General features: G+C 63.5%; 24 protein-coding genes. 13 read left to right on the top strand and 11 right to left on the bottom strand.

Annotated elements, in window-relative coordinates:
• Positions 1 to 219: 219 nt before the first annotated feature.
• From zapE to HCN58_RS31370, 3 genes are all read right to left on the bottom strand, one after another.
• Positions 220 to 1404 (bottom strand): cell division protein ZapE, encoded by a 1185-nt coding sequence (gene zapE / locus HCN58_RS31380; RefSeq protein ID WP_171583222.1) that lies wholly within the window; start codon positions 1402 to 1404, stop codon positions 220 to 222.
• A 212-nt stretch (positions 1405 to 1616) separates the two neighbouring features.
• Complete coding sequence (gene thpR, locus HCN58_RS31375; RefSeq protein WP_171583221.1) at positions 1617 to 2153, bottom strand: RNA 2',3'-cyclic phosphodiesterase; 537 nt, start codon at positions 2151 to 2153, stop codon at positions 1617 to 1619.
• A 177-nt stretch (positions 2154 to 2330) separates the two neighbouring features.
• Entirely contained in the window at positions 2331 to 3035 is a 705-nt protein-coding gene (locus HCN58_RS31370) for an arylesterase (protein WP_171583302.1), read from the bottom strand.
• Here HCN58_RS31370 and HCN58_RS31365 point away from each other — a divergent pair.
• The 4 genes from HCN58_RS31365 to HCN58_RS31350 all read left to right on the top strand — a co-directional run bounded on the left by HCN58_RS31365 (position 3034) and on the right by HCN58_RS31350 (position 8145).
• Positions 3034 to 3747 (top strand): ABC transporter ATP-binding protein, encoded by a 714-nt coding sequence (locus HCN58_RS31365; RefSeq protein WP_171583220.1) that lies wholly within the window; start codon positions 3034 to 3036, stop codon positions 3745 to 3747. The two genes, HCN58_RS31370 and HCN58_RS31365, sit on opposite strands and share 2 nt — an antisense overlap.
• Positions 3744 to 6314 carry an ABC transporter permease gene (locus HCN58_RS31360; protein WP_171583219.1) on the top strand — a complete coding sequence of 857 codons (2571 nt, stop codon included), beginning with the start codon at positions 3744 to 3746 and terminating at the stop codon, positions 6312 to 6314. The genes HCN58_RS31365 and HCN58_RS31360 overlap by 4 nt, the downstream gene beginning before the upstream one ends.
• Positions 6315 to 6557: 243 nt before the next feature.
• Positions 6558 to 7349, top strand: a complete 792-nt coding sequence (locus tag HCN58_RS31355; RefSeq protein WP_171583218.1) for a Bax inhibitor-1/YccA family protein — start codon at positions 6558 to 6560, stop codon at positions 7347 to 7349.
• Positions 7350 to 7614: 265 nt separating this feature from the next.
• On the top strand, positions 7615 to 8145 hold the full coding sequence (locus tag HCN58_RS31350) for a GNAT family N-acetyltransferase (protein WP_171583217.1): 531 nt from the start codon (positions 7615 to 7617) through the stop codon (positions 8143 to 8145).
• A gap of 100 nt (positions 8146 to 8245) precedes the next feature.
• On the opposite strand, the gene HCN58_RS31345 is transcribed toward HCN58_RS31350, so the two are convergent.
• The 3 genes from HCN58_RS31345 to acnA form a co-directional block, all read right to left on the bottom strand.
• Positions 8246 to 8617, bottom strand: coding sequence for a DUF2794 domain-containing protein (locus HCN58_RS31345; protein WP_171583216.1), 372 nt, complete (start codon positions 8615 to 8617; stop codon positions 8246 to 8248).
• A gap of 421 nt (positions 8618 to 9038) precedes the next feature.
• Positions 9039 to 9800 (bottom strand): DUF1223 domain-containing protein, encoded by a 762-nt coding sequence (locus tag HCN58_RS31340; protein WP_171583215.1) that lies wholly within the window; start codon positions 9798 to 9800, stop codon positions 9039 to 9041.
• Between the two features lie 158 nt (positions 9801 to 9958).
• Positions 9959 to 12679 carry an aconitate hydratase AcnA gene (gene acnA, locus HCN58_RS31335; protein WP_171583214.1) on the bottom strand — a complete coding sequence of 907 codons (2721 nt, stop codon included), beginning with the start codon at positions 12677 to 12679 and terminating at the stop codon, positions 9959 to 9961.
• 225 nt (positions 12680 to 12904) lie between these two features.
• On the opposite strand from acnA, the gene ccmA reads away from it, so the two are divergent.
• From ccmA to HCN58_RS31305, 6 genes are all read left to right on the top strand, one after another.
• A complete protein-coding gene (gene ccmA, locus HCN58_RS31330; protein ID WP_171583213.1) occupies positions 12905 to 13507 on the top strand; it encodes a heme ABC exporter ATP-binding protein CcmA in 603 nt (200 codons plus the stop codon).
• A 271-nt stretch (positions 13508 to 13778) separates the two neighbouring features.
• Positions 13779 to 14447 (top strand): heme exporter protein CcmB, encoded by a 669-nt coding sequence (gene ccmB / locus HCN58_RS31325; RefSeq protein WP_171583212.1) that lies wholly within the window; start codon positions 13779 to 13781, stop codon positions 14445 to 14447.
• A 92-nt stretch (positions 14448 to 14539) separates the two neighbouring features.
• The gene (locus HCN58_RS31320; protein WP_171583211.1) at positions 14540 to 15271 is read left to right on the top strand and encodes a heme ABC transporter permease; all 732 of its coding nucleotides are present in this window, start codon (positions 14540 to 14542) and stop codon (positions 15269 to 15271) included.
• Between the two features lie 4 nt (positions 15272 to 15275).
• The gene (ccmD, locus tag HCN58_RS31315) at positions 15276 to 15452 is read left to right on the top strand and encodes a heme exporter protein CcmD (RefSeq protein ID WP_171583210.1); all 177 of its coding nucleotides are present in this window, start codon (positions 15276 to 15278) and stop codon (positions 15450 to 15452) included.
• Entirely contained in the window at positions 15452 to 16042 is a 591-nt protein-coding gene (locus HCN58_RS31310) for a DsbE family thiol:disulfide interchange protein (protein WP_171583209.1), read from the top strand. The genes ccmD and HCN58_RS31310 overlap by 1 nt, the downstream gene beginning before the upstream one ends.
• A 214-nt stretch (positions 16043 to 16256) precedes the next feature.
• A complete protein-coding gene (locus HCN58_RS31305) occupies positions 16257 to 16616 on the top strand; it encodes a ComEA family DNA-binding protein (protein WP_171583208.1) in 360 nt (119 codons plus the stop codon).
• Positions 16617 to 16803: 187 nt separating this feature from the next.
• On the opposite strand, the gene HCN58_RS31300 is transcribed toward HCN58_RS31305, so the two are convergent.
• Together HCN58_RS31300 and ftsY are read right to left on the bottom strand one after the other, a co-directional pair.
• Complete coding sequence (locus HCN58_RS31300; RefSeq protein WP_171583207.1) at positions 16804 to 17406, bottom strand: septation protein A; 603 nt, start codon at positions 17404 to 17406, stop codon at positions 16804 to 16806.
• A gap of 125 nt (positions 17407 to 17531) precedes the next feature.
• Positions 17532 to 18479: a signal recognition particle-docking protein FtsY gene (gene ftsY / locus HCN58_RS31295; RefSeq protein WP_171583206.1), complete on the bottom strand. Its 948-nt coding sequence runs from the start codon at positions 18477 to 18479 to the stop codon at positions 17532 to 17534.
• A 157-nt stretch (positions 18480 to 18636) separates the two neighbouring features.
• Between ftsY and HCN58_RS31290 the strand changes: the two genes are divergently transcribed.
• On the top strand, positions 18637 to 19272 hold the full coding sequence (locus HCN58_RS31290) for an RluA family pseudouridine synthase (RefSeq protein ID WP_235984069.1): 636 nt from the start codon (positions 18637 to 18639) through the stop codon (positions 19270 to 19272).
• Between the two features lie 149 nt (positions 19273 to 19421).
• Here the strand turns inward: HCN58_RS31290 and mtaB are convergent, their stop codons facing one another.
• Entirely contained in the window at positions 19422 to 20687 is a 1266-nt protein-coding gene (gene mtaB / locus HCN58_RS31285; RefSeq protein WP_171583204.1) for a tRNA (N(6)-L-threonylcarbamoyladenosine(37)-C(2))-methylthiotransferase MtaB, read from the bottom strand.
• A 5-nt stretch (positions 20688 to 20692) separates the two neighbouring features.
• Positions 20693 to 21565 carry a diaminopimelate epimerase gene (dapF, locus tag HCN58_RS31280; protein ID WP_171583203.1) on the bottom strand — a complete coding sequence of 291 codons (873 nt, stop codon included), beginning with the start codon at positions 21563 to 21565 and terminating at the stop codon, positions 20693 to 20695.
• 180 nt (positions 21566 to 21745) lie between these two features.
• On the opposite strand from dapF, the gene HCN58_RS31275 reads away from it, so the two are divergent.
• Both HCN58_RS31275 and HCN58_RS31270 read left to right on the top strand, forming a co-directional pair.
• A complete protein-coding gene (locus HCN58_RS31275) occupies positions 21746 to 22465 on the top strand; it encodes a GyrI-like domain-containing protein (protein WP_171583202.1) in 720 nt (239 codons plus the stop codon).
• A 5-nt stretch (positions 22466 to 22470) separates the two neighbouring features.
• Positions 22471 to 23166 carry an SIMPL domain-containing protein gene (locus HCN58_RS31270; RefSeq protein WP_171583201.1) on the top strand — a complete coding sequence of 232 codons (696 nt, stop codon included), beginning with the start codon at positions 22471 to 22473 and terminating at the stop codon, positions 23164 to 23166.
• A 205-nt stretch (positions 23167 to 23371) separates the two neighbouring features.
• Here HCN58_RS31270 and HCN58_RS31265 read toward each other — a convergent pair whose 3' ends face one another.
• Positions 23372 to 24436: an MBL fold metallo-hydrolase gene (locus HCN58_RS31265; RefSeq protein WP_311966920.1), complete on the bottom strand. Its 1065-nt coding sequence runs from the start codon at positions 24434 to 24436 to the stop codon at positions 23372 to 23374.
• Positions 24437 to 24492: the final 56 nt, after the last annotated feature.

Here is a 24492-nt window from a genome sequence, read left to right as displayed (position 1 = left end):
TCAGTTGGATGGCTGGTTATCCCTTTCGAATGGCCGGTTCAAGCCGGGGCATGCCCAATTCTAAGGCCGCGCCTTGAATTCGGTCAGGTATGCCAAGAAGCAACGTCATTCCGGGGCGATGCGCAGCATCGACCCGGAATCTCGCGCCACGACTTCTGGATCCCCCAGTGCGCAATCGCGCACCTGAGGTTCGCGCTTCGCGCGCCCCGGAACGACGGATCACGTCTCCACCAGCCCCGTGCTAGATCCGCTGGCCGCGGAATCCTTCCGGCCGTGCGGGAGGGCCAGGTAGGATTCGGAACTCATCTCGATCAGCCGCGACGCGGTTCGCTTGAACTCGTTGGCTTCAGCGCCCTCGGTAGCTAGATACAGCGACACCGGATCGGCTTCGGCCGAGGCCATCAGCTTCACCGCGTTGTCATACAGCGTGTCGATCAGCGAGATAAAGCGCTTGGCGGCGTTGCGCTCGGCGTAATCCATCACCGGAATGCGGTCGATCAGGATGGTGTGATAATCGTGCGCCAGCCGCAGGTAATCCGAGGCGGCCAGCGGCTTTTCGCAGATGTCGGAGAAACTAAAGCGCGCCACGCCGTGCGCCGAACAGGGCACGCGCAGGACGCGGCCCTTGATCGCAATGTCGCGCGGCTTGCACGGCGCGTTGCCGGTCATCTTGCTCCAGGCGCGGTCGAGTGCGGCGCCGGCTTCATCATCCGGGGGCACCAGCCACATCTTCACGCCGACAAGTTTTTCCAGCCGGAAATCGGTGCGCGCATCGAGCCGCAACACGTCCATACGATCTTCGATCTGCGAAATGAACGGCAGGAACAGCGCGCGGTTGAGGCCGCCCTTGTAGAGGTCTTCGGGCGCGACGTTCGAAGTCGCCACCACGACGGTACCGAGCTCGAACAATTTTGAGAACAGCCGCCCCAGGATCATGGCGTCGGCGATGTCGGTGACGTGGAATTCGTCGAAGCACAACAGCCACGCCTCGTCGAAGATTGCATTCGCCGTCAGTTCGATCACGTCGCCGTCTGCGATTTCACCCCGCGCTATGTTCTGGCGATAGGCGTAGATCTTCTCATGCGCCTCGGCCATGAATTCGTGGAAATGGGCACGGCGCTTGTGCTGGACCGGTGAGTGCTGAAAGAACAGGTCCATCAGCATGGTCTTGCCGCGGCCGACCTCGCCATGAACGTAAAGCCCGCGCGGCGGCGGTTCGCTCTTGTCGCCGAACAATCGGCCAAGCAGGCTTAGCTTGCGCGCCGGCTTGTAGGTCGACAGGCGCTCTTCGAGCGCAGCGAACGCCTCGGCAGCATCGGCCTGCGCGGCATCGGCCTCGATCGCTCCGGAGGAAACCAGAGCCTGATACTGTGCGCGGAACGAGGTGGGGTCAGTCGACAGCATGGCCCCTTTCGGCCTCAAGCGCGCGGAAATTGCAAGCCGTGAATTGGTGCTGGGGGTATGCAAGCGAAGCCATTCCTGGATCGTCATACCCCGCGGAGGCGGGGTATCCAGTACGCCGCGGCCTCTTGGATCTATCTCAGGCGTCTCTGGTATACTGGATCATCCGCTTTCGCGGATCATGACAGCAGGAGAATGCGGTGACCGCCTGCCCCTCACGCGCTCAGCGCGTAGGAATCCTCGACCACATAAGGTCCTCCGCCGGTGGACGCGCGGGACGAGAACAGCACGAAGCGCGAGGCCCAGAACGTGCGGCTCGGAAAGTAGCCGCGCACCGATAAATAATCGGCAACGTCCTGGCTGGAGGCGTCATGCAGCCGCGCCAGCGTCACATGGGGAATGAATTTGCGCCCTTCCGGATCGAGCCCGAGCCGCTGCATCAGCCGCTCGAGCTCGGCCTGCAGTTCGATCAGCGGCCGGCTCGGCTCGACGGAAGCGACCACCGCGCGCGGTTTCTTGCCGCCAAAGCTCTGCAGCCCCTGCACCTTGACCTCGAACGGCTTGCGGTTGACCCGAAACAACATCGAGGCGATTTCATTCGCCGACATGCCGTCGATATCGCCGATGAAGCGCAAGGTGACGTGGTAATTTTCGGGATCGATCCAGCGTGCGCCGGGAAGGCCGCCACGCAAATTGGAAAGGGTCTGGCCGACATCGGCCGGAATTTCCAGTCCAGCAAACAAACGGGGCATCGCGAATCCTCGATGCGAAGGCGCAAAACCCAAGGGCTCACGCCTGGAAGCAAACCCGGTGACGAATCACCGATGACCAATTCCTACCCGACTTATATGACCCTGCGAAGCATGCGGCGCGAGCACTCCGCAAAGCTACGGGAAAATCTTGGGGTAATCTCATTCGTTGCTGCTTTTTCAACTCCGCTGCCCGGAGATCGTGCCAATAAATGCCTCCACCATAGGCAGAATATTCTTCACGATGATATCGACACCCTCGGCTGTCGGATGAATTCCGTCGGCCTGGTTGAGCTTGGCCTCGCTCGCAACCCCCTCCAGGAAGAACGGGTAGAGCGGCACGCCGAACGCTTTCGATAGCTCCGGATAGATGGCGTTAAAGCGCGCCGCATATTCGCTGCCGTAATTGGGCGGGGCGAGCATCCCGCACAAGAGAACGGCGATGTTGCGCGCCTTCAGCCGGGTCAGGATGTCGGTCAAGGCGGCGCGGGTGATGGCGGGATCGATACCACGCAGGGCGTCGTTGGCACCGAGTTCGAGAATCACAGCCTCGGTTCCCTCCGGGATTGACCAGTCCAGCCGGTCGCGGCCGCCGGACGTGGTATCGCCGGACACCCCGGCATTGATCATGTCGACCTTTATCCCCTTGTCGCTCAAGGCCTTTTGCAGGCGGGCGGGGAACGCCGCCGGCGCCGAGAGGCCAAGGCCGGCGCTCAAGGAATCGCCGAGGACGACCATTTTGACAGGCTTGGCGGGCGCGGCGGCCGGGGTCTGGGCCAAGACCGGCCCGGCCGTCATCAAAGCCATAATCAACACGCGTATGTGCGCAAACATCCGCTTCAAGCCCTCGACCCGAGCGGCGGAAGTGCCATATGACCGAGCCATGGACAGTCGCATTGAACCCTCTTCACTGGTCGGCCTTGGGCCGGACACGATTTCCATTTCGAACGTCAACCTCTCGCTCGGCACCGGTGCCGCCCGCGTTCATATCCTGAAAAATATCAGCCTTCGTGTGGCATCGGGCGAGGCGATCGGCCTGATCGGGCCGTCAGGTTCGGGCAAATCGACCTTGCTGATGGTGATGGCGGGGTTGGAACGTCCTGACAGCGGTGAGGTGGTGGTGAACGGCACGCCGTTCAATGCCCTCGACGAGGACGCGCTCGCCCGCTTCCGCGGCCGTCAGGTCGGCATCGTATTCCAGTCGTTCCATCTGATCCCGACCATGACGGCGCTGGAAAACGTCGCGGTGCCGCTGGAGCTTGCCGGTAGTCCCGACGCGGCAGAGCGCGCGGCGAAAGAATTGACGTCGGTCGGCCTCGGCGAGCGCCTGCATCATTACCCGACGCAATTGTCGGGCGGCGAGCAGCAGCGCGTCGCGCTGGCTCGCGCGCTGGCACCCGATCCCGCCATTCTGGTCGCGGACGAGCCGACCGGCAATCTCGATGAGACCACCGGCAAGCAGATCGTCGACATGCTCTTCACCAAGCATGCCGAGCGCGGCATGACGCTGGTGCTGGTGACGCACGACAGTTCGCTGGCACAGCGCTGCGACCGCGTGGTGCGGCTGCGCTCCGGCCGGATCGACAGCCATTCATGACCGCCATTTCCGAACCCGTCTATCGCAGCCGTGCGTCATCGCTTGCCCTGCGCTACGCGCTGCGCGAATTGCGCGGCGGCCTGCGCGGCTTTTACGTCTTCATCGCCTGCATCGCGCTCGGCGTAATGGCGATTGCCGGCGTCGGCTCGGTGGCGGCGAGCCTGAGCGAAGGTCTGGAGCGCGAAGGCCGCACGCTGCTTGGCGGCGACGTGGCGTTCTCGTTGATCCAGCGCGAGGCCAAGCCGGACGAAATCGCCTTTCTGCGCGCGCGTGGCCAGGTTTCGATGGCGGCGGCGCTGCGCGTCATGGCCCGCAGCCATGACGGCAAGCTGGCGCTGGTCGAGCTCAAGGCGGTGGACGGCAACTACCCGATGCTGGGTGAGCTGACGCTCGATCCCAAAATGCCGATGGCGGATCTCTTGGCAGAACGCGACGGCGCGTTCGGCGCGGCGGTCGATTCTACATTGCTGGCGCGGCTCGATCTCAAGATCGGCGATCGCGTCACGATAGGCAACGCAACATTCCAAATCCGCAGCGTGGTCGGCGCCGAGCCGGACAAGCTCGCCGGCAATGTCGGTCTGGGCCCGCGCGTTCTCGTCAGCGAAGCGAGCCTGCGCGCTACCGGCTTGCTGCAGCCGGGCAGCCTGGTGCGCTGGATCTATCGTCTCAGGTTGCCGGACAACGCGGCCGACGAACGCGCCGCCACGCAACTGATCGACAGCGCGCGGAGCGTCCTGCCCGAAGCCGGCTGGGAGATCCGAAGCCGCGGCAACGCCTCGCCGCAACTCGAACGCACGATCAACCGCTTCACCCAGTTCCTGACGCTGGTCGGCCTCGCCGCACTTCTGGTCGGCGGGGTCGGCGTCGCCAACGCGGTCAAGAGCCATATCGATCGCCGCCGCGACGTCATCGCTTCGTTCAAGGCGCTGGGCGCCACCGGCCGCGACGTCTTCACGATCTACCTGACGCAGGTGGTGGTGCTCGCGGGAATAGGCTCGGTGATCGGGCTCGCCGCCGGCGCGGCCTTGCCGTTCGTCATCGTCGGCGTGTTCGGCAAGCTGCTGCCCTTGCCGGTGATTCCTGCCCTGCATCCGGACGAACTGGCGCTGTCGTTCGTCTATGGCCTGCTTACCGCGCTTGCATTCGGATTATGGCCGCTCGGCCGGGTGCACGACGTGCCGGTTGCGGCGCTGTTTCGCGAGGAAGTTGCCCGCGAATGGCATCGTCCGCGCTGGGGCTATCTCGCGCTGATGGCTTTGGTGATCGCACTTCTGGTCGCCGTCGCCATTGGGCTTGCCTATGACAAACGGGTTGCGGCCGTATTCGTGGTCGCTTCGATAGCAGTGTTCGCGCTGCTACGCGGCGTCGCCGCCGGCCTGATGGCGCTGGCGCGCCGGCTGCCACGCAGCCGCATCACCATGCTCCGACTGGCGATCGCCAATATTTACCGGCCCGGCGCGCTGACCCCCTCGGTCGTGATGTCGCTCGGGCTGGGATTAGCCGTGCTCGTCACCATCACCCAGATCGACGGCAATCTGCGCCGGCAATTTTTGGCCGCGCTGCCGGAGCGCGCACCATCATTCTACTTCATCGATATCCCGACCGCGGACGCCGACCGCTTCGGCTCCTTCCTCAAGCAAGTCGCGCCGCAATCGACCGTTGAAGACGTGCCGATGCTGCGCGGACGCATCGTCGGCGCCCGCGGCCTCAAGGCCGACCAGCTCAAGCCGTCGCAGGATAGCGAATGGGTGCTGCAGAGCGACCGCGGCCTGACTTATACCGGCGAAATCCCCAAGGGCTCGAAGATCGTCGCGGGCGAATGGTGGAGCGCCGACTATAGCGGCCCGCCGCTGGTCTCGATGGAAAAAAAGATCGCCGACGGCTTGAGACTCAAGATCGGCGACGAGATCGTGGTCAACGTGCTCGGCCGCGACATCCCGGCCAAAATCAGCAATCTGCGCAACATCGACTGGCAGGGGCTGGGCATCAACTTCGTGCTGGTGTTCTCGCCCAACGCCTTCAAGGGCGCGCCGCACAGCCATGTCGCGACGCTATCCGAAGCTCACCCGGACCCGGCGGGCGACGCCCGAATCATCAAGCAGGTGGCGGACGCCTTTCCAATGGTGACCAGCGTGCGGGTCCGCGAGGCGCTGGAGACCGTCGGCACTGTCGTCACCAATCTCGTGCTCGCCATCCGCGGCGCCAGCGCGGTCACCCTGATCTCGGCGATCTTGGTGCTTGGCGGCGCGCTCGCCGCCGGCCACCGCCACCGGGTCTACGACGCGGTCATCCTGAAGACGCTCGGCGCAACCCGGGCGCGTCTGCTGGGCGCGTATGCGCTCGAGTACCTCATGATCGGCCTCGCGACGGCGATATTCGGCGTGATCGCGGGCTCGATCGCGGCCTGGCTGATCGTGACCCGGCTGATGACGCTGAGCTTCATCTGGCAGGCCGGCAGCGCGGCCGGGGTGGTCGCAGCCGCCCTGATCGTCACGGTGGGGCTGGGGCTCGCCGGGACGTTGCTGGCCCTGAACCAGAAGCCGGCCAGCGTGTTACGGAATTTGTGACAATTTGTAGCGGCGGAAACGCGGGGTTAACGCTGCTTTTACGGGGAAATGGCCGCGAGAAGCGACATTCAGCCGCGCGTGGAAGCTTGCGGCGAATGTGTTAGTTTCCCACATACCAGCCAAGATCAGTGGCCGGGATGATGACGTAAAATTAACGTCGGCAGATCGGGACATCTGAGATAGAAATCTAACCGGCGCCGCAAACCCCTTGCGCTCCGCCGGGCAACCAACGGGAATTCGACCATGTCGGACCTAGACCGTAACTACGTATCTCCTTTCGGCCGGGCCGCCGGACGCGTTGACGCCGCGGCCGTCGATGCCGGTCTGCGCGCCTACATGCTGCGCATCTACAACTACATGAGCATCGGCCTGGCGATCACCGGCCTTGCGGCGCTCGGCGTCTATATGGCCGCGGTGACGACCGACCAGGCCGGCGCCGTCGCCAGGTTCGGCAACGCCTACCTGACGCAGTTCGGCTACGCGATGTTCGTCAGCCCGCTGAAGTGGCTGTTCATCCTCGCGCCGCTGGTGATGGTGTTCGCGATCTCGGCCGGCATCAACCGGCTGCGGCCGGCGACCGCCCAGATGCTGTTCTGGGTATTCTCGGCGCTGATGGGCATTTCGCTGTCGTCGATCTTCCTGGTGTATACGCACACCTCGATCGTTCGGGTGTTCTTCATCACCGCGGCCACCTTCGGTGCGCTCAGCCTTTATGGCTACACCACCAAGCGTGACATGAGCGGCATGGGATCGTTCCTGTTCATGGGTCTGATCGGCGTCATCATCGCGAGCCTGGTCAACCTGTTCCTGGCGAGCTCGATGCTGCAGTTCATCGTCTCGGTGGTCGGCGTGCTGGTGTTCGCGGGCCTCACCGCCTGGGATACCCAGCGGCTGAAGAACGAGTACATCTACGGCTACGCCTCGGGAGGTGCTGACGTTGAAGAGCGTGCGGCGATTACCGGCGCACTATCGCTCTACCTGAACTTTATCAACCTGTTCACGCTGCTCCTGCAGCTCCTCGGCCAGCGCGATTAGCACTGCCGATCAGGTTCAAGAGTTGAAGCCCCGGCCTCGCGCCGGGGCTTTTCTTTTGCTCAGTGATCGTCACGCCCGGGTTTGACCCGGGCATCCCGCCTTAACTATGCCGCGGCGACAAAGACGTGGGTGGCCGGGACCCGACTACGCCAAGGCTGCGCCGGGCACTTTAGTTATCAGGCCGGCGTAGCTTCACCGAAGCCGGCAAGCCCGGCCATGACGGAAAGAGCGTTGATCCAGATTTATCTGCTGATATCTTTTTGCCATGTCCGCTCCCGAAATCCGGCCCGCCACCGAGGCCGACCTCCCCGCCATCACCGAAATCTACGAGCACGCCGTGCGCTACGGTACCGCCACGTTCGAACTCGTCCCGCCCGACCTCGCTGAGATGACCCGGCGATTCAGGACGCTGTCGGATGGCGGCTTTCCCTATTTCGTCGCCGCAATCGAAGGCCGGGTGATCGGATACGCCTATGCCGGCCCCTACCGGCCACGGCCGGCCTATCGCTTCACGGTGGAGAATTCGGTCTATTTGAAGCCTTCGACCCACCGCCGCGGCATCGGCCTGCAGTTGATGCAGCGGCTGATCGCCGAGTGCGAGACGCGCGGCTACCGGCAAATGATCGCCGTGATCGGCGATTCCGCCAACGCCGGCTCGATCGGCGTTCACACCAAATGCGGTTTCCAGATGATCGGGACGCATCCCGGCGTCGGCTTCAAGTTCGGCCGCTGGCTCGACACGGTGATGATGCAGCGCGCGCTGGGTGAAGGCGCGACGACGTTGCCGAAGGATTGAAAAGTCTCGTAGCCGGATGGAGCGAAGCGCAATCCGGGACAGTTTCGCGGGCGATGTGGTGTTCCCCGGATTTCGCTTCGCTCCATCCCGGCTACAAGGGCTATACCACCGCCAGCTTGCGATCGATCACCAGCAGCACGCGCTCGAGCTCATGGCCGCGGCGTAGGATCAGTCCGGTCGCCGAGATCACGCTGTACATGCCCTGCTTGCGCGCGAGCCGCGGATCTTTCTCGATGCGATAGATCGGAACTTCGGAAGCGCGGCGAAAGACGGAGAACACCGCGCGGTCTTTCAGAAAGTCGATGGCATAGTCGCGCCACTCGCCGTCGGCGACCATGCGCCCATACAGATTGAGGATACGGTTGAGTTCGAGACGATTGAATGTGACGCGATTCGGCGGCGGGCTCGCAGTGGCGACGCGCGCCACTGCGCGGCTATCGCTTGGATCGGTGTCCTCCGATATCAGAGTCATGGAGCGCCTCCTGTCATCCAATTTACATGATCGCGCTAACCGCAGGACGCCGCAAGGGGGTTGTAAATACGAGGGAAACCGGGCGGATGGCCCGATATCCCGGAAACGTCGATTCACGGGATCGTTAGCGGAATCTTATTGCTGCCCTACTTCCGCCCATCGCCCGCCCCGCTAAATTGCGAAAAGAAAATCCTGCGTTGGCCCGGTCCTTTCGGTTCCGGATTCCTCAGCCCCCAGCCCCCCGGGGCCGTCGGGATCGGGCCTGTTCGCAGAGGGAGTTAATCCCGATACTGGGCCAACGAAAGTTGGTCCTTTTTCGTTTTGGGGACTGCTCTCGCAAATATCACGCGCGGCGCTGACTTCGCCGACTGTCCGACGCTTCAAGATGAGACAAAACTTAGACCTCGTAGCCCGGAGCTAATCAGCGCAGCGCGGTATAGGCGGCGCCGAGCATTGCGCCCGGCTTGTCGCGACTGCCGTCCTGGACATAGACGACTGCGGCGTCGACGCCGTCGCGGGAAATATTTTCAAGCGGAACGGTCCAGCTTCCCGAACCGCCGTTCCAGTCGCCGACCTTCACGAGATTGCGCACCACGTTGTAGTAGGTGATTTGTTGGCCGCGATTCTCGCCGCGCCCAATCGAGATCGGCACCGCCTTTGAGATCGAGCAGATCCAGACTTCGCCGCGGCCCGCCGTCGGCACCTTGCTCGCCTCTACCGAGACGTTGAGCAGCTTACCCGACAACGTCATCGTCACCGGCACCGACATCACACCTTCGGTCTTGCTGGTATTCTTGATGGCCCCTTCGATGGCGGCGCGATCACTGCCGATCACCTGCACCGAGCCATTGACGATCATCTGCGGCGTGTAGAGGTTACGATCGCCACGTACATGCGAGTAGGCCTTCTGACGCGCGCTGAACCGCGAGTCCGCCAGGGTGTCCTTCCAGCCAAGATAGTCCCAGTAGTCGATCGGCATGCTCAGCGCGATGACGGACGGATCCTTGGCGAGTTCGCCGACGATCTGGTCGGCCGGCGGACACGACGAACAGCCCTGCGAGGTGAACAGTTCGACTACGGCGCGGGGATCGGCATGAGCCGGGCGGATGATGGCGATGATCGCGCAGACGCCAAGCGCACCGGACCATCGCGATATGCAATTGTAGGCCATCATCGCTGTCATCGTGCGAACCGGGCGTAGCGTTTTCCATCCGTATTTGTACGGGGCATGATTTGATATCCCAAAGGCGTGCCCCAGACGCGCGAAAGCGGCCTTGTCATAGGCCGCCTTCCTCCTGCTCGCTACTCACTTCGAAGTGAGGCACCGATCACAAATCCGCGTTAAGCCGCGAGTTTGCGCAGCACATAATGCAGAATGCCGCCGTTTCGGTAGTACTCAAGCTCATCGAGGGTATCGATGCGGCAGAGCAGCGGCACGCGCTGCAGCGAACCATCACCGGATACGATCTCTGCCGTCAGGGTCTGGCGCGGCTTCAGATCGCCTTGGAGCCCCCGGATCGTCACCGTCTCGTCACCCTTGAGGCCGAGCGACGTCCAAGACGTGCCATCTTCGAAGGTGAGCGGCAACACGCCCATGCCGACCAGGTTAGAGCGATGAATGCGCTCAAAGCTCTGGCAGATCACGGCGCGAACGCCGAGCAGGCGGGTGCCCTTTGCTGCCCAGTCGCGCGAGGAGCCGTTGCCGTATTCGGCGCCGGCGAACACCACCAGCGGCACGCTCTCCGCCTGGTACTTCATTGCCGCGTCGTAGATCGACATCTGCTCGCCGTCGGGCCAGTGCTTGGTTAGTCCGCCTTCCGGAATATTGCCATCGGCGCCCTTCAGCATGAAGTTCTTGATGCGGATGTTGGCGAAGGTGCCGCGCATCATGATCTCGTGATTGCCGCGCCGCGTGCCGTACTGGTTGAAGTCGGCTGGGCGCACCTGGTGCTCGCTGAGGAATTTACCGGCCGGCGAAGTCAGCTTGATCGAACCGGCCGGCGAGATGTGGTCGGTGGTGATCTTGTCGCCGAACAGTGCCAGAATCCGCGCATCGACGACGTCCGAGATCGGGTCCGGCTGCTTCTTCATGCCTTCGAAATAGGGCGGGTTCTGCACATAGGTCGAGCTCATATTCCAGCGGTAGGTCTCGCTCTCGACCGTTTTGATCTTGCGCCAGTTGGTATCGCCCTTGAAGACGTCGGCGTAGCGCTTCTTGAAGATCGTCGCGGTGACGAACTTCTTCATGAAGGCGTTGATCTCCTTCGTGGTCGGCCAGATGTCCTTCAGGTACACCGGCTTGCCGTCCTTGCCGGCGCCGATCGGATCGACCGCGAGATCCTTGGTCACGGTGCCGGCCAGCGCGTACGCCACGACCAGCGGCGGCGAGGCCAGATAGTTCGCCTGCACGTCCGGCGAGACGCGGCCTTCAAAATTGCGGTTACCCGAGAGCACGGCGGCGGCGACGATGCCGTTGTCGTTGATCGACTTCGAAATGTCCTCCGGCAGCGGGCCGGAGTTGCCGATGCAGGTGGTGCAGCCGAAGCCGACCAGGTTGAAGCCGACTTTGTCGAGATCCTTCTGCAGGCCGGAATTGGCCAGATATTCCGCAACCACCTGACTTCCCGGCGCGAGCGAGGTCTTCACCCACGGCTTGGCCGTCAGGCCCTTGGCAGCGGCGTTGCGCGCCAAGAGGCCCGCGCCGATTAAAACGCTCGGGTTCGAAGTGTTGGTGCAGGAGGTGATCGCAGCGATCACCACGTCGCCATGGCCGAGATCAAAGTCGCGGCCCTCGACCGGATAGCGCGTCGAAGCGGCTTCCGGCTTCTTGTATTCGCTGGCGAGCGCGGCCGCAAAGCCGGTGGAAACGGCAGGCAGTGCGACTCGGCCCTCGGGACGTTTCGGGCCGGCCATCGACGGCACGACATCCTTGAGGTCGAGCGTCAGCGTTTCCGTGAACACCGGGTCAGTTGATTTCGCCGTGCGGAACAGGCCCTGCGCCTTGGCGTAGGCCGCGACGAGCGCGACGCGGTCGGCCTTGCGGCCTGAGGTCTTGAGATAATCGATGGTTGCGGCGTCGACCGGGAAGAAGCCGCACGTTGCGCCGTATTCCGGCGCCATATTGCCGATGGTCGCCTTGTCCGCCACCGAGAGGTAATCGAGACCGGGGCCGAAGAACTCGACGAACTTGCCGACCACGCCCTGCTTGCGCAGCATCTGCGTCACGGTCAGCACCAGGTCAGTCGCGGTGACGCCTTCCTTCAGCTGGCCTTTGAGCTTGAAGCCGACGACTTCCGGCAACAGCATCGACAGCGGTTGGCCGAGCATGCAGGCTTCCGCCTCGATGCCGCCGACGCCCCAGCCGAGCACGGCAAGGCCGTTGACCATGGTGGTGTGCGAGTCAGTACCGACCAGCGAATCCGGATAGGCGACCTCGAAGGTGCCGGTCTTCTTGCCGACCGTCATCTTCTCCTTCTTGGTCCACACCGTCTGCGCGAGGTATTCGAGATTGACCTGATGGCAGATGCCGGTGCCGGGCGGCACCACGGAAAAATTCGAGAACGCCTTCTGGCCCCACTTCAGGAATTCGTAGCGTTCCTGGTTCTGCTTGTATTCCTCGACGACGTTCTTGCCGAACGCCTTGTTGTCACCGAAAAAGTTGACGATGACCGAGTGGTCGATGACGAGATCGACCGGCACCAGCGGGTTGATCTTCTCGGCATCGCCGCCGAGCGCCTGCATCGCGTTGCGCATCGCAGCGAGATCGACCACCGCCGGCACGCCAGTGAAGTCCTGCATCAGGACGCGCGCCGGGCGGAACGCCACTTCATGCTCAAGCTTGCGCTTGCGGAGCCACTTTGACACCGCGACGATGTCCTCTTTCTTGACCGTGCGGCCGTCCTCGTTGCGCAGCAGGTTTTCCAACAGCACCTTCATCGAATAGGGCAGCTTGGCAATTCCCTTCAGACCGTTCTTCTCGGCGGCGGGCAGGCTGTAATACACATAGGTCTTGCTGCCGACCTTGAGGGTCTTGCGGCATTTGAAGCTGTCGAGCGAGGTCATGTCAGGAAATCCCAAATTCTAGTTATACCCGGCAAGGGTATTTTAACACCGTCAGCGGAAGGCTGGCTTCTTGGCTTGCAGCCGCCGATTGTGTGCTGCATCAAGTTCCGGGCTTATAGAATCTTTCTAGAAGCGCCGCCACAGCGACAAACGTGCTGCAGCAATGCGGTACCCACAAATTCTGACACGGTACCCACCAATTTCAGAGGGCTGTTACGAAGCAAAATGCGGCTCTCGGGGCGCCAAATCAGTTGTGTGAGAGGCGGCCGAGCGGTGTTCTCGGGCCTCGATTTCGAGACCGCTTCCGGCGAAGTGCTGGCCGTGGTCGGCCCGAACGGCTCGGGCAAGACCTCGCTGTTGCGCCTGGTCGCGGGTCTGCTGGTGCCGGCGGGCGGATCGATCGGCCTGGAAGGCGGCGAGACCGAGCTGACCTTGCCGGAGCAATCCCACTATCTCGGCCATCGCGATGCGCTGAAACCTGCGCTAAGCGTTGCGGAAAACCTGTCGTTCTGGCGGGATTTTCTGGGCGGTGAGACCGGCGACGTCGGCCCATGCCTCACCGCCGTGGGCCTCGGCCACGCTACCTATCTGCCGGCGGCCTACCTCTCGGCCGGCCAGCGGCGCCGGCTTTCAATCGCGCGGTTGCTGGTGGTGCGACGGCCGGTCTGGCTATTGGACGAGCCGACCTCGGCGCTCGACGCCGCCGGACAGGAGCTATGCGTGGGCGTAATGCGCGACCATCTCGCAAGCGGCGGGATCATTGTTGCTGCGACGCATGCCCCACTCGGGATCGAAGCGAGGGAACTGCGGATGGGAGGTGGGAAGTGAACTTGCTGAATTTCTTACCTCCGAGCGCAGCTCCTTCCGTTCCCTCCCCCCTTGCGGGGTCCGAGGCGAGCGAAGCTCGCTCTCGAGGTCAGGGAGAGGGGTGCCACACGACCTGCTCTCTCCGTTGGGCCACTCGCAACAAGCGCAGCCCTCAAATACCTTTTCCGGGGCTGCCCCTCTCCCCCGCCCTCACTCGCAAGGAGGGAGGGAGGGCACCGTCTGCGCGGCAATGGCCATGGGCTCCAACCGACTGTTCAGAGGGGCGCCTCGCATGACCGCCATCACCGCGCTGATTCGCCGGGACATCAAAATCGCGCTCCGCGTCGGCGGCGGGGCGCTGATCGGAGTGCTGTTTTTCCTTACGGTCACGGTGCTGATGCCGTTCGCGATCGGGCCGGACCTGGCGCTGTTGACCCGATTGGGGCCTGCGATCCTCTGGCTCGGCGCGCTCTTGGCGAGCCTGCTCACGCTCGACCGCCTGTTTACGGCTGACCACGAGGACGGCTCGCTCGACCTGATCGTGATGGGCCAGACGCCGCTGGAGCTTGCCTGTGCGGCGAAGGCGCTGGCCCACTGGCTCGCTGCCGGTGTGCCGCTGATCGTGGCGACGCCCATGCTCGGGCTGTTGCTCAACCTCGACGGCGAGGCGACATCGGCGGTGGCGCTGACGCTCCTGGTGGGAACGCCGGCGCTGACGTTCACGGGCATGATCGGTGCGGCCCTCGCCGTGACCTTGCACCGCGGCGGCCTCCTGCTCGCGGTGCTGGTGCTGCCGCTATCGATCCCCGTGCTGATCTTCGGCGTTTCGGCGTCGCAGGCGGCTATCACGGGTCCGCTGGCGTTTGGAACACCGTTTTCGATCCTCTGCGCGCTGTCGCTGGTCAGTCTGGTGGTTGGACCGTTCGCCGCCGCGGCGAGCCTGCGGCATGGGCTCGACTGACAATGACGTGACGCCGATCAACTCTCGCGGAGGCAATATGAAACAAACTAAGCCGCATTGCCTGCCCCGCCGCTGACGACTATCAGGATGCTATGACGCTGATCGACCTCGCCAATCCCACCAAATTCCTGTCACTGACGGGGCGCGTGCTGCCATGGTTGGCAGGTGCGACCGCAATCCTGCTGCTGGTGGGCCTCTATCAGGCGGCGATAGCGCCCGACGACTACCAGCAAGGCGCCACCGTCAAGATCATGTTCATCCACGTGCCGAATGCGTGGCTTTCGATGTTTGTATGGGGCGTCATGAGCATCGCCGCGCTGGGCACGCTGGTATGGCGGCATCCGCTCGCCGACGTCGCCGCCAAGGCCGCCGCGCCGATCGGCGCCGCCTTCACGTTTCTCGCGCTGGTCACCGGCTCGCTGTGGGGGCGGCCGATGTGGGGCACTTATTGGGAATGGGACGCACGGCTCACCTCGGTGCTGGTCCTGTTCCTGATGTATCTCGGCCTGATGGCGCTATGGCGCGCGGTGGACGATCCGTCGCGGGCGGCGCGGGCCGCCGCCGTCCTGACGCTGGTCGGCGCAATCAATCTGCCGATCATCAAATTCTCGGTCGACTGGTGGAACACACTGCATCAGCCGGCCTCGGTGATGCGGATGGGCGGTCCGTCGCTCGACAAGGCATTCCTGATTCCGCTGCTCGTGATGGCGATCGGATTTTCGCTTTTGTTCGTTACGCTGCACTTGGCGGCGATGCGCAACGAAATCCTGCGCCGGCGCGTGCGCAGCTTGCAGATGATGCAAGCCAGCCAGCAGGCAGCGTGACGCGATGTCGCTCGGACCCTACGCTTCCTATATCGTGACGTCCTACTCGCTGGTGGCGGCGATCGTGTTGATTCTCATTGTCTGGATCGCCATCGACTATCGGCTCCAGAAGGAGCGCCTGCGCGAGTTCGAGGCCGGCGGCGTGACCCGGCGGTCCGGCCGCCAGGCGACGGACGTTTGATGAGCGCGCCCATAACATCCGATCAACCTCGCAGCCGGCGCTGGCTGGTGGCGCTGCCGCTGATCGGCTTCATCGCTATCGCCGGCCTGTTGCTGCTGCGGCTCTACGGCGGCGATCCGTCGAGGATTCCATCCGCCCTGATTGGCCGGCCCGCGCCTCAAACCACGCTGCCGGCGCTGGACGGCCTCGTCCATAACGGAATCCCCGTGCCCGGGCTCGACCCCGCCGTGTTCAAGGGCAAGGTCTCGGTCGTCAATGTCTGGGCTTCATGGTGCGTGCCGTGCCACGACGAGGCGCCGCTGTTGACCGCGCTGGCCAGGGACACACGGCTGCAGATCATCGGCATCAACTACAAGGATTCACCCGACAACGCCCGCCGCTTTCTCGGCCGTTACGGCAATCCGTTTACCGTCGTTGGCGTCGACGGCAACGGCCGCGGCTCGATCGAATGGGGCGTCTACGGCGTACCCGAAACGTTCGTGGTCGGCCGCGACGGCACCATTCGCTACAAGTTGGTCGGGCCGGTGACGCCCGCCAATCTCGACAGCGTGCTGAAGGTCGAGATCGAGAAGGCGTTGCACGGATCGTAACACCGACCTCATCCCTGAGGAGCGGCCACTTGGCCGCGTCTCGAAGGATGTAGCACGGGCCTCATGGTTCGAGACGCGCGAAGACGCGCTCCTCACCACGAGGGTCAAATAATCTTCCGCTTTTATCTGCCGTTCATTTCGCAGCCATGGCGCCGCCACGAATTCGCAGCTAGTTTTGGGGTGTTACTTGAACCGTCCTTGGAGGGACACCCATATGCGTCATTTCACGCTCGCTTCTCTTCTCGCCACCGCGCTCACGCTCGGCATGCTGACGGCAACGCCGTCGATGGCCCAGGGCACGCAGCCCGCGGCCAAATCCGACAGCAAGATGGCGCCTGCGCCAAAGGGCTCAGAATCGAAGATGGCGCCCGCGCCGAAGGCCGAGTTGCTCGACATCAATTCCGCGACCGCCGAGCAGCTCGACGCGCTGCCGGGTGTCGGGAAAGCCTACTCGGCGAAGATCATTGCCGGCCGCCCCTACAAGGGCAAGGACGAGCTGGTGCAGAAGAGCATCGTCCCGCAGGCGACCTACGACAAGATCAAGGACAAGATCATCGCCAAGCAGAAGAGTTGAGGCCGTTTACTTAACCTCTCCCCGTTCTTTACGGGGAGAGGTCGAAATTCGCGCGAAGCGGGAATTTCGGGTGAGGGGCCGGGCAGGCTTTCACCATCACCGACAATCTTTGCGACGAGAGACCCCTCACCCCGACCCTCTCCCCACAAGAGCGGGGCGAGGGAGTAGAGCCACACAAGCGGCCCAATCACCCCTTGCTCACATCCCCCGCTTCCGCCTCGCTCGCCTCGAGCGTGGCCGGCTCCAGATGGTAGCGCTTGATCACCGGCATCTGGGCAATTGCAAAAATCATCGTCAGCGGGATCGCACCGAACGCCTTGAAGCCGACCCAGAAGTCGGTCGACTGCGTGCGCCAGATGATTTCGTTCAGAATCGCCATTCCCAGAAAAAACAGCGCCCAGCGCCTGGTCAGGATGCGCCAGCCTTTGGGGGTCAGGTTGAACATCTGGTCGAACAGGACCGCGATAAAGGAGCGGCCGAACAGAAGACCGCCGCCGAGGATCACCGCAAACAGGCCGTAGACAATGGTCGGCTTGACCTTGATGAAGGTCTCGTCGTGGAGCACCAGCGTCAGCGTACCGAACACCAGCACGATGACGGCGGTGACGATCGCCATCATGGGCACATGCCGCACCACCACATAGGACGCGATCATCGCAGCCACGATCGCCACCATGAAGGCGCCGGTCGCGACAAACAGATTGAACTTCGCATTGGCGACGAAGAACACGATCAGCGGACCGAGTTCGGTCGCAAGCTTGAACAGCGGATGCGGCTGGTTCTTGTCCATTTCATATCCTGTGTAGCCGTCATCACTTGCGAAGGCGGGTGATCCAGTACTCCGGGGCGTCTCGGTCCCGATCAGCGGCGCGGCGTACTGGATGCCCCGCCTTCGCGGGGCATGACAAAGAAAACCTAACTTTCAATTCCCGCAATCGCGTTAGCAAAATCCCGCGCGGTGAACGGCGCGAGATCCTCGATGCCTTCGCCGACACCGATGAAGTGCACCGGCAGTTTGAACTTCTCCGCCAGCGCCACCAGAATCCCGCCGCGCGCGGTGCCGTCGAGTTTCGTCATCACAAGCCCTGTGACGCCAGCGGTACGATGAAACGCCTCGACCTGCGACAACGCATTTTGTCCCACCGTCGCATCGAGCACGAGCAGCACCGCATGCGGGGCCGACGCATCGACCTTCTTGATGACGCGAACCACTTTTTCCAGCTCGTTCATCAACTCGGCCTTGTTTTGCAATCGCCCGGCGGTATCGACCAGCAGCACGTCGAGCTTTTGCTCTCTCGCCGCGCTCAGCGCGTTGAATGCAAGGCTCGCCGAATCCGAACCCTGCGCGCCCGCAACGACCGGCGATTTGGTGCGTTCGCCCCAGATCTTGAGCTGTTCGATTGCGGCGGCACGAAACGTATCGCCCGCCGCCAGCATCACCTTGCGGCCCTCGGCACTCAATTTCGCGGCAAGCTTGCCAATGGTCGTAGTCTTGCCGGAGCCGTTGACGCCGACCACAAGAATAACAAAAGGCTTCTGCCCCGCGTCGATCTCCAGCGGCATCGCCACCGGCGCCAGCACCTTTTCGACTTCGGTCGCGACGACCGTCTTCACCTCGTCGGCCGAGATCGCCTTGTCGTAGCGGCCGGCTCCGACGGCGTCCGCAATTCTGACCGCAACCGTGGTGCCGAGGTCGGCGCGCAGCAGCACATCCTCGATATCGTCGAGCATGGCGCGGTCGAGCTTGCGCTTGGTGACGAGGTCAGCGACGGCCGCGCCGAGCGAACTCGAAGTCCGCTTCAGGCCGCTCGACAGCCGCCGCCACCAGCTCAGTTTGGGGGTTCCAGGAGTGGTATCGCTCATGTCGGGGACGTGTTAGCGGTTTCGCGCCATGAGCGGAAGTCACAACAAATCCTTTGATGTTCCCGGGCCATCCCTTGATGTGCCCGGGACATCCTTTGATGTTCCAGGACTAACGGCAGACGAAATCCTGGCCCGCGTGCTCCATCGCGACGGGCTGATGCTGGTGATCGACAAGCCGGCCGGCCTGCCGGTGCATCGCGGCCCCAAGGGCGGCGCCAATCTGGAAGCTTCCTTCGATGCCTTGCGATTTGGCCTGCCGCGGCCGCCGGTGCTGGCCCACCGGCTCGACAAGGACACATCAGGCTGTCTCGTGCTGGGACGCCACCGCAAGGCCACTGCTTCGCTCGGCCTGTTGTTCAAGCACGGCAAGGTCGGAAAGACCTATTGGGCCGTGGTCGAGGCCGGACCTGCCGAGGATGAAGGCATCATCGATATGCCGCTGGGGCGGCTGAACGCCGAGCGCGGCTGGTGGCAAAAGCCGGACCCGGAGGGCCAGAAGGCCGTCACCACTTGGAAGGTCTGTGGTCGCGGCGACGGCCTAGCCTGGCTTGCGCTGGAACCGGTGACCGGCCGCACCCACCAATTGCGCGTGCACATGTCAGCGATGGGCTGGCCCATCGTCGGCGACAACATCTACGGCAACGGCCCGCGGTTCGGCGAGCCGATCCTGCATCTGCACTCCCGCGAGATCGTGGTTCCGATCTCGAAGAACAAGGAGCCGGTGCGCGTGGTGGCACCGGCGCCGACGCATATGCGCGAGCGGTTGCGGAAGTGTGGGTGGAATGGGAAGTAGTGGTTCGTGGCGCGACTGGCGCCCCAACCACTGCTGTCATCATCCGAAGGCGGATGATCCAGTATTCCAGAGAAGCCAGAGATCAACCGAGGAGCCGCGGCGTTCTGGGTCGCCCGGCCAAGCCGGACGACCACAGCGGAGCTTGCGGCTCACACTATTAGCCGCGCACCATCGTGGCCCTTTATTGTCAGCGTCATCACGGCACCCGGCGTCTCGCCACTGATATCAACCGGCAGGAAATGCTCGGTGCGCCCCTGCGTCGCGCTTTCGATCAAAACCTGACGCGTCGCGCCGACCTCCGACGCCAACCGCCGCTGCAATCCGGCTTCACCCACGGCGCGCAACCGCTTCGCTCGCGCTCTAATGGTTTCGCCCGGGACTTGCGGCATCCGCGCAGCCGGGGTCCGCGGTCGCTTCGAGTAAGGAAACACGTGCAGGAAAGTGAGGTCGCATTCCCCCACCAGATCCTCCGAACGCGCGAACATTTCCTCGGTCTCGGTCGGAAAGCCCGCGATGATATCGGCGCCGAGCGTGATGCCCGGGCGCAGCCGCCGCACCTGGGCGCAAAATTCGATCGCGTCTCGTCGCGAATGCCTGCGCTTCATCCGCTTCAGGATCATGTCGTCGCCGGATTGCAGCGACAGGTGTAGATGCGGCATAAGCCGTTCATCGTCCGCAATGACATCGATCAGATCGCGATCAGCCTCGATAGAATCGATTGACGAAATCCGCAACCGCTTCAGTTCCGGCACGTGGCGCAAAATCTGCTTTGTAAGTTGCCCCAGCTTCGGCGCACCCGGCAAATTGGCGCCGTAACTCGTCAGATCGACACCGGTCAGCACGATCTCGGCATGGCCGCGTTCGGTGAGCGCGCGGACCTGATCAACCACCGCGCCCATCGGCACCGAGCGCGAGTTGCCGCGGCCGTAGGGAATGATGCAGAAGGTGCAGCGGTGGTCGCAGCCGTTCTGCACCTGCACGAACACCCGCGGCAGGCCGGTTTTGAACCCGTCAAGCAGATGCGGCGCCATCTCGCGGACCGCCATGATGTCGGCGACCGCGATCTTTTCGCTTGTCCCGACGTCAAAGCCAAAATCGAACGCCGCGCGCGCATCGCGCCAGGCTTCGCCCCGCATCTTGTCTTCATTGCCAACGACGCGATCGACCTCGGCCATTTCGGCGAACATTTCTGCTTGCGTCTGTGCCGCGCAGCCGGTGACGACGATGCGCACATCCGGCCGCTCGCGCTTCAGCCGGCGGATCGATTGCCGCGCCTGCGCCACCGCCTCGTTGGTGACCGCGCAGCTATTGATGACGACGGTATCGCAAAGCCCGGCGCGTTCCGCCTCGCGGGCGATCACCTCGGATTCGAACGCGTTGAGACGGCAGCCGAAAGTAAGGACGTCGACGCTCATGGCTCTCAGGCAACGTTGGCGAACAGCGCGGGATCGAAGCGGTCTTCGTACTCGAAATCGGCCGTGCCGGTCATCAGCACATGGTCGTCGCGCTCGCGCCATTCGATTGCGAGCTTGCCGCCGGGCAGCGTGATCTCGACCGAGCGATTGGCGCGCTTCAGCCGGGCGGCGGCGACCGCGGTAGCGCAAGCGGCCGAGCCGCAGGCCTTGGTCAAGCCGGCGCCGCGCTCCCAGGTGCGGATCGTGATGTGATCGCGATCGACGATATGGGCGAGCGTGATGTTGGCGCGCTCGGGGAAGATCGGATGGTTTTCCAGAAGCGGACCGAAGCGTTCGAGGTCATGCGCATTCACATCGTCAACCCAGAAGATCGCGTGCGGATTGCCCATCGAGACCACCGACGGCGAATGCAGCACCGGCGCATCGATCGGCCCGACCTGCAGTTCGATATAGCGGGTGTCGCGAAATTCTTCGGCCAGCGGAATATCCTGCCAGTCGAACTTCGGCGCCCCCATGTCGACGGTGTAGAGGTCGGGCGCCGGGCCCTGCCAGCAATTCAACAGCCCGGCGCGGGTCTCGAACGTCACCGCGGTCTGGCCGGTCTGCTCGAACAGGCGGCGCACCACGCAGCGCATGCCGTTGCCACAGGCGCCGGCTTCCGAGCCGTCATTGTTGTAGATGCGAATGAAGGCTTCGGTGCCCTGTAGCCGCGGCGGCTGCAATACCATCAGCTGGTCATAGGGCACGCCAGCGGGGGAAGCCACGGCGCGGGCATCTTCCGGCGTCACGGCGGCCTTGGAATCGCGCAGGTCCACGACGACGATCTCGTTGCCGATGCCGTTCATTTTGGCAAATGCGTGGTTGGCCAGCGCGCTCATGGAATTTCCCAATTTATGCCTGCCTTATATGGCGGATGATGCCGCGTTGACCAGTGCGCAAGCACATATGACGCATCTGTCATGGGACGAAAGCGAGCCTTGCGTGTTAGGAATAACGCCATCGGGGCGGGCGCGAGGGGACACGCGGCGGCCACTCGGGGTGGATGGAGAATACCTGAAATGAACCGAATTAGCACTTTCCGCGCGGCAGTGTTCGCGCTGGCCCCGATGGTGGCAATCGCGTTGGGTGGGGCAGTGCTGGCGCAATCGCCGGCGCCCTCAGCCTCCCCGGCCGCGAGCCCGTCGGCAACGCCCAGCCCCGCACCATCGGCGGCGCCGGTCCCGCCGCCGGCCGAAACCAAGTCCCCGGCGGATGCCCCGACTGCGGAGAAAGCTCCGACGCCTGCGCCGCCGCCTCCCGCCGCTAGCGTCCAGAACGCCGACCCGTTCGGCGAGGAGTTCACGCTCGAGCCCAAGAAGGTCGTGGTGATGAAGGGCACCGCCAACTGGGATTCGGCGTTCGATACCCTGATCGATTCCTTCAAGGCGCTGACCGCGCTGCTTGACAAGCAGGGCATCAAGGCCACGGGCAATTCCATGATCGTCTACACCTCGACCGACGATACCGGCTTCACGTATCTCGCCCAGATTCCGGTCGATCAGGATGTGAAAAACCTGACCAAGGACATGAGCATGGGCAAATCGCCCGAGGGCAAGGCGCTAAAATTCGTCCATCGCGGCTCGTACGACAACATGGACAACACCTATGAGGCGATCACCAACCATCTCGACGACAAGAAACTGGAAGCCAAAGACACCTTCATCGAGGAATACATCACCGATCCCCTGAAGACGGCGGAGGACAAGCTGGTAATCAACGTTTATGTGCCGCTGAGGTGATCGGGATGAAACGTGCGCTTGCCCTTGCCGTCGTTACCGCTAAGTGGCTCGCCGCGCCGGCATTGGCAGAGACGATGCCGCCACCTGCGATCTCCGTGACCGGCGAGGCGAACGTATCGGTGGCGCCCGACCAGGCCCAGATCGACGGCGGCGTGACCTCGGACGCCAAGACCGCGCGCGAGGCGTCGGACGCCAACAATGCGGCGATGGGCAAGGTGCTGTTGGCGCTCAAGGGCGCTGGCATCGAAGAGAAGGATTACCAGACGTCGCGGCTATCGCTGCAGCCGCAATATGCGCCAAATCGCGCCGGTCCCTCGCCCGTCGCCGGCTATCGCGGCAGCAACCGCGTCACCGTCAAGGTCCGCGACGTGACCAAGGTGGCGAACGTGATCGATGTGCTGGTCGGCGCCGGCGCCACCGACATCGGCGGCATCCACTTCAGCGTGACGCAGGCGTCCAAGTACCTCGACGAGGCCCGCGAGAAGGCGATCGCAGATGCCCGCCGCAAGGCCGAGATTTACGCCAAGGCCGCCGGCGTGACGCTCGGCGAGGCCATCAGCATTACCGAGGAAGGTGCACCCACGCCGGTCTTCCGCGGCAAGATGGCAGCCCCGATGGCCACCGGCGCGCCGGTGGCGCAAGGCGAGGAAACGCTTTCGGTGACCGTCAGCGTATCGTGGGTGATCAAGGGCAAGGAATAAAGACGCTTGCGCTCGCCGCGTGTCCCGGACGCGGTGCGCGGCGTGCTCCCGGCGATGCGAAGCACCGTCCGGTACGCTGCTCCGCAGAGCGGGACCCATTCCTTTCGCGCCTTTTTGTGGCAAGAAAGGCCCAGGTTCTGCAGCGCATCGTCGACGCGCTGCGCTGGGTCGGGGCACGAAGGAGCGGCGCAGGCACGACGGGCGGTTAGATCTCGCAAACCTGCCCCGGCTTCAGCGCCGCGAACCGCTCCGGCGGAATGTTCGCTTCCTTGAGCGCTTCGGCCAATGCATTCACCGGCGCGTCGATCGCTTCATCGGTGAGCTGGAACGTGCCGTGGTGATGCGCCAGCGCCTCTTGCGCGCCGCAGTCGGTGAAAGCCCTCACCGCATCAGCCGGATTCATGTGCTGATCCTTCATGAACCAGCGCGGCTCATAGGCGCCGATCGGCAATATCGCCAGCCGCAGCGGGCCGTGCTGCTCGGCCACGCGTCGAAAATGCTTGCCCTCGCCGTAACCGGAATCGCAGACGATGTAGAGTTTGCCGGCCGGCGTCTCCAGCACAAAACTCGCCCACAGCGCCTTGTTGCGGTCGAACAGACCGCGCGCCGACCAGTGCCGAGTCGCCACCAGCGTCACCGCGATGCCGTTGCCGAGCTCGACGCGATCCTGCCAGTCGAACGCCTCGGCTTTGATCGCCGCATCCGCATCGCGCATGGTGACATCGTTGCCAAGCGGCGTGATCACGCGCGGCGAAAATTTTTCGGCGAGTTTTGACAGCGTTGCGGCGTCGAGGTGGTCGTAATGACCATGCGACACCAGCACGACATCGATCTTCGGCAGCGCGTCGAAGCCGATGCCGGGATCGTTGTGCCGCTTCGGCCCGGCGAAACTGACCGGCGATGCCCGCAGCGACCACACGGGATCGATGAGAATGTTGAGATCGCGCGTCTGGATCAGCCAGGAGACATGGCCGACAAAGGACAGCCGCACCTTGTCGCCGGAAACGCGCGGCGGCGGCGTGTCGCTGTGCGCGTTGGGTATCCAGTCCGGCCAGCTCGCGCGCTTGCGGTCGCTGCCGAACTGCCAGCGTAGCACCTCCGCCAATGATTTTGGCGGCACGCCGTCGGGATCGTAGAAGCGCATGCCATCGAAATGATCGGAGACGGGACCATCATAGGTTTTCATATTGCTGATCCAGACAGACGGCACGCCGATGGCCGTGGCGGCTCCGGCGAGCATTGCTAAGACGCGGCGGCGGGTGATGGGCACGGTGGATCACGAGGGCGGGAGAGAGCTGACGAACACGGGACGTTATATGGGTGTGC

This window comes from Bradyrhizobium australiense, from assembly GCF_013114825.1.
GTDB classification, from domain to species: domain Bacteria; phylum Pseudomonadota; class Alphaproteobacteria; order Rhizobiales; family Xanthobacteraceae; genus Bradyrhizobium; species Bradyrhizobium australiense.
Note: the sequence above shows the minus strand (reverse complement) of the source record. Positions and strands in the feature narration are given on the sequence as shown.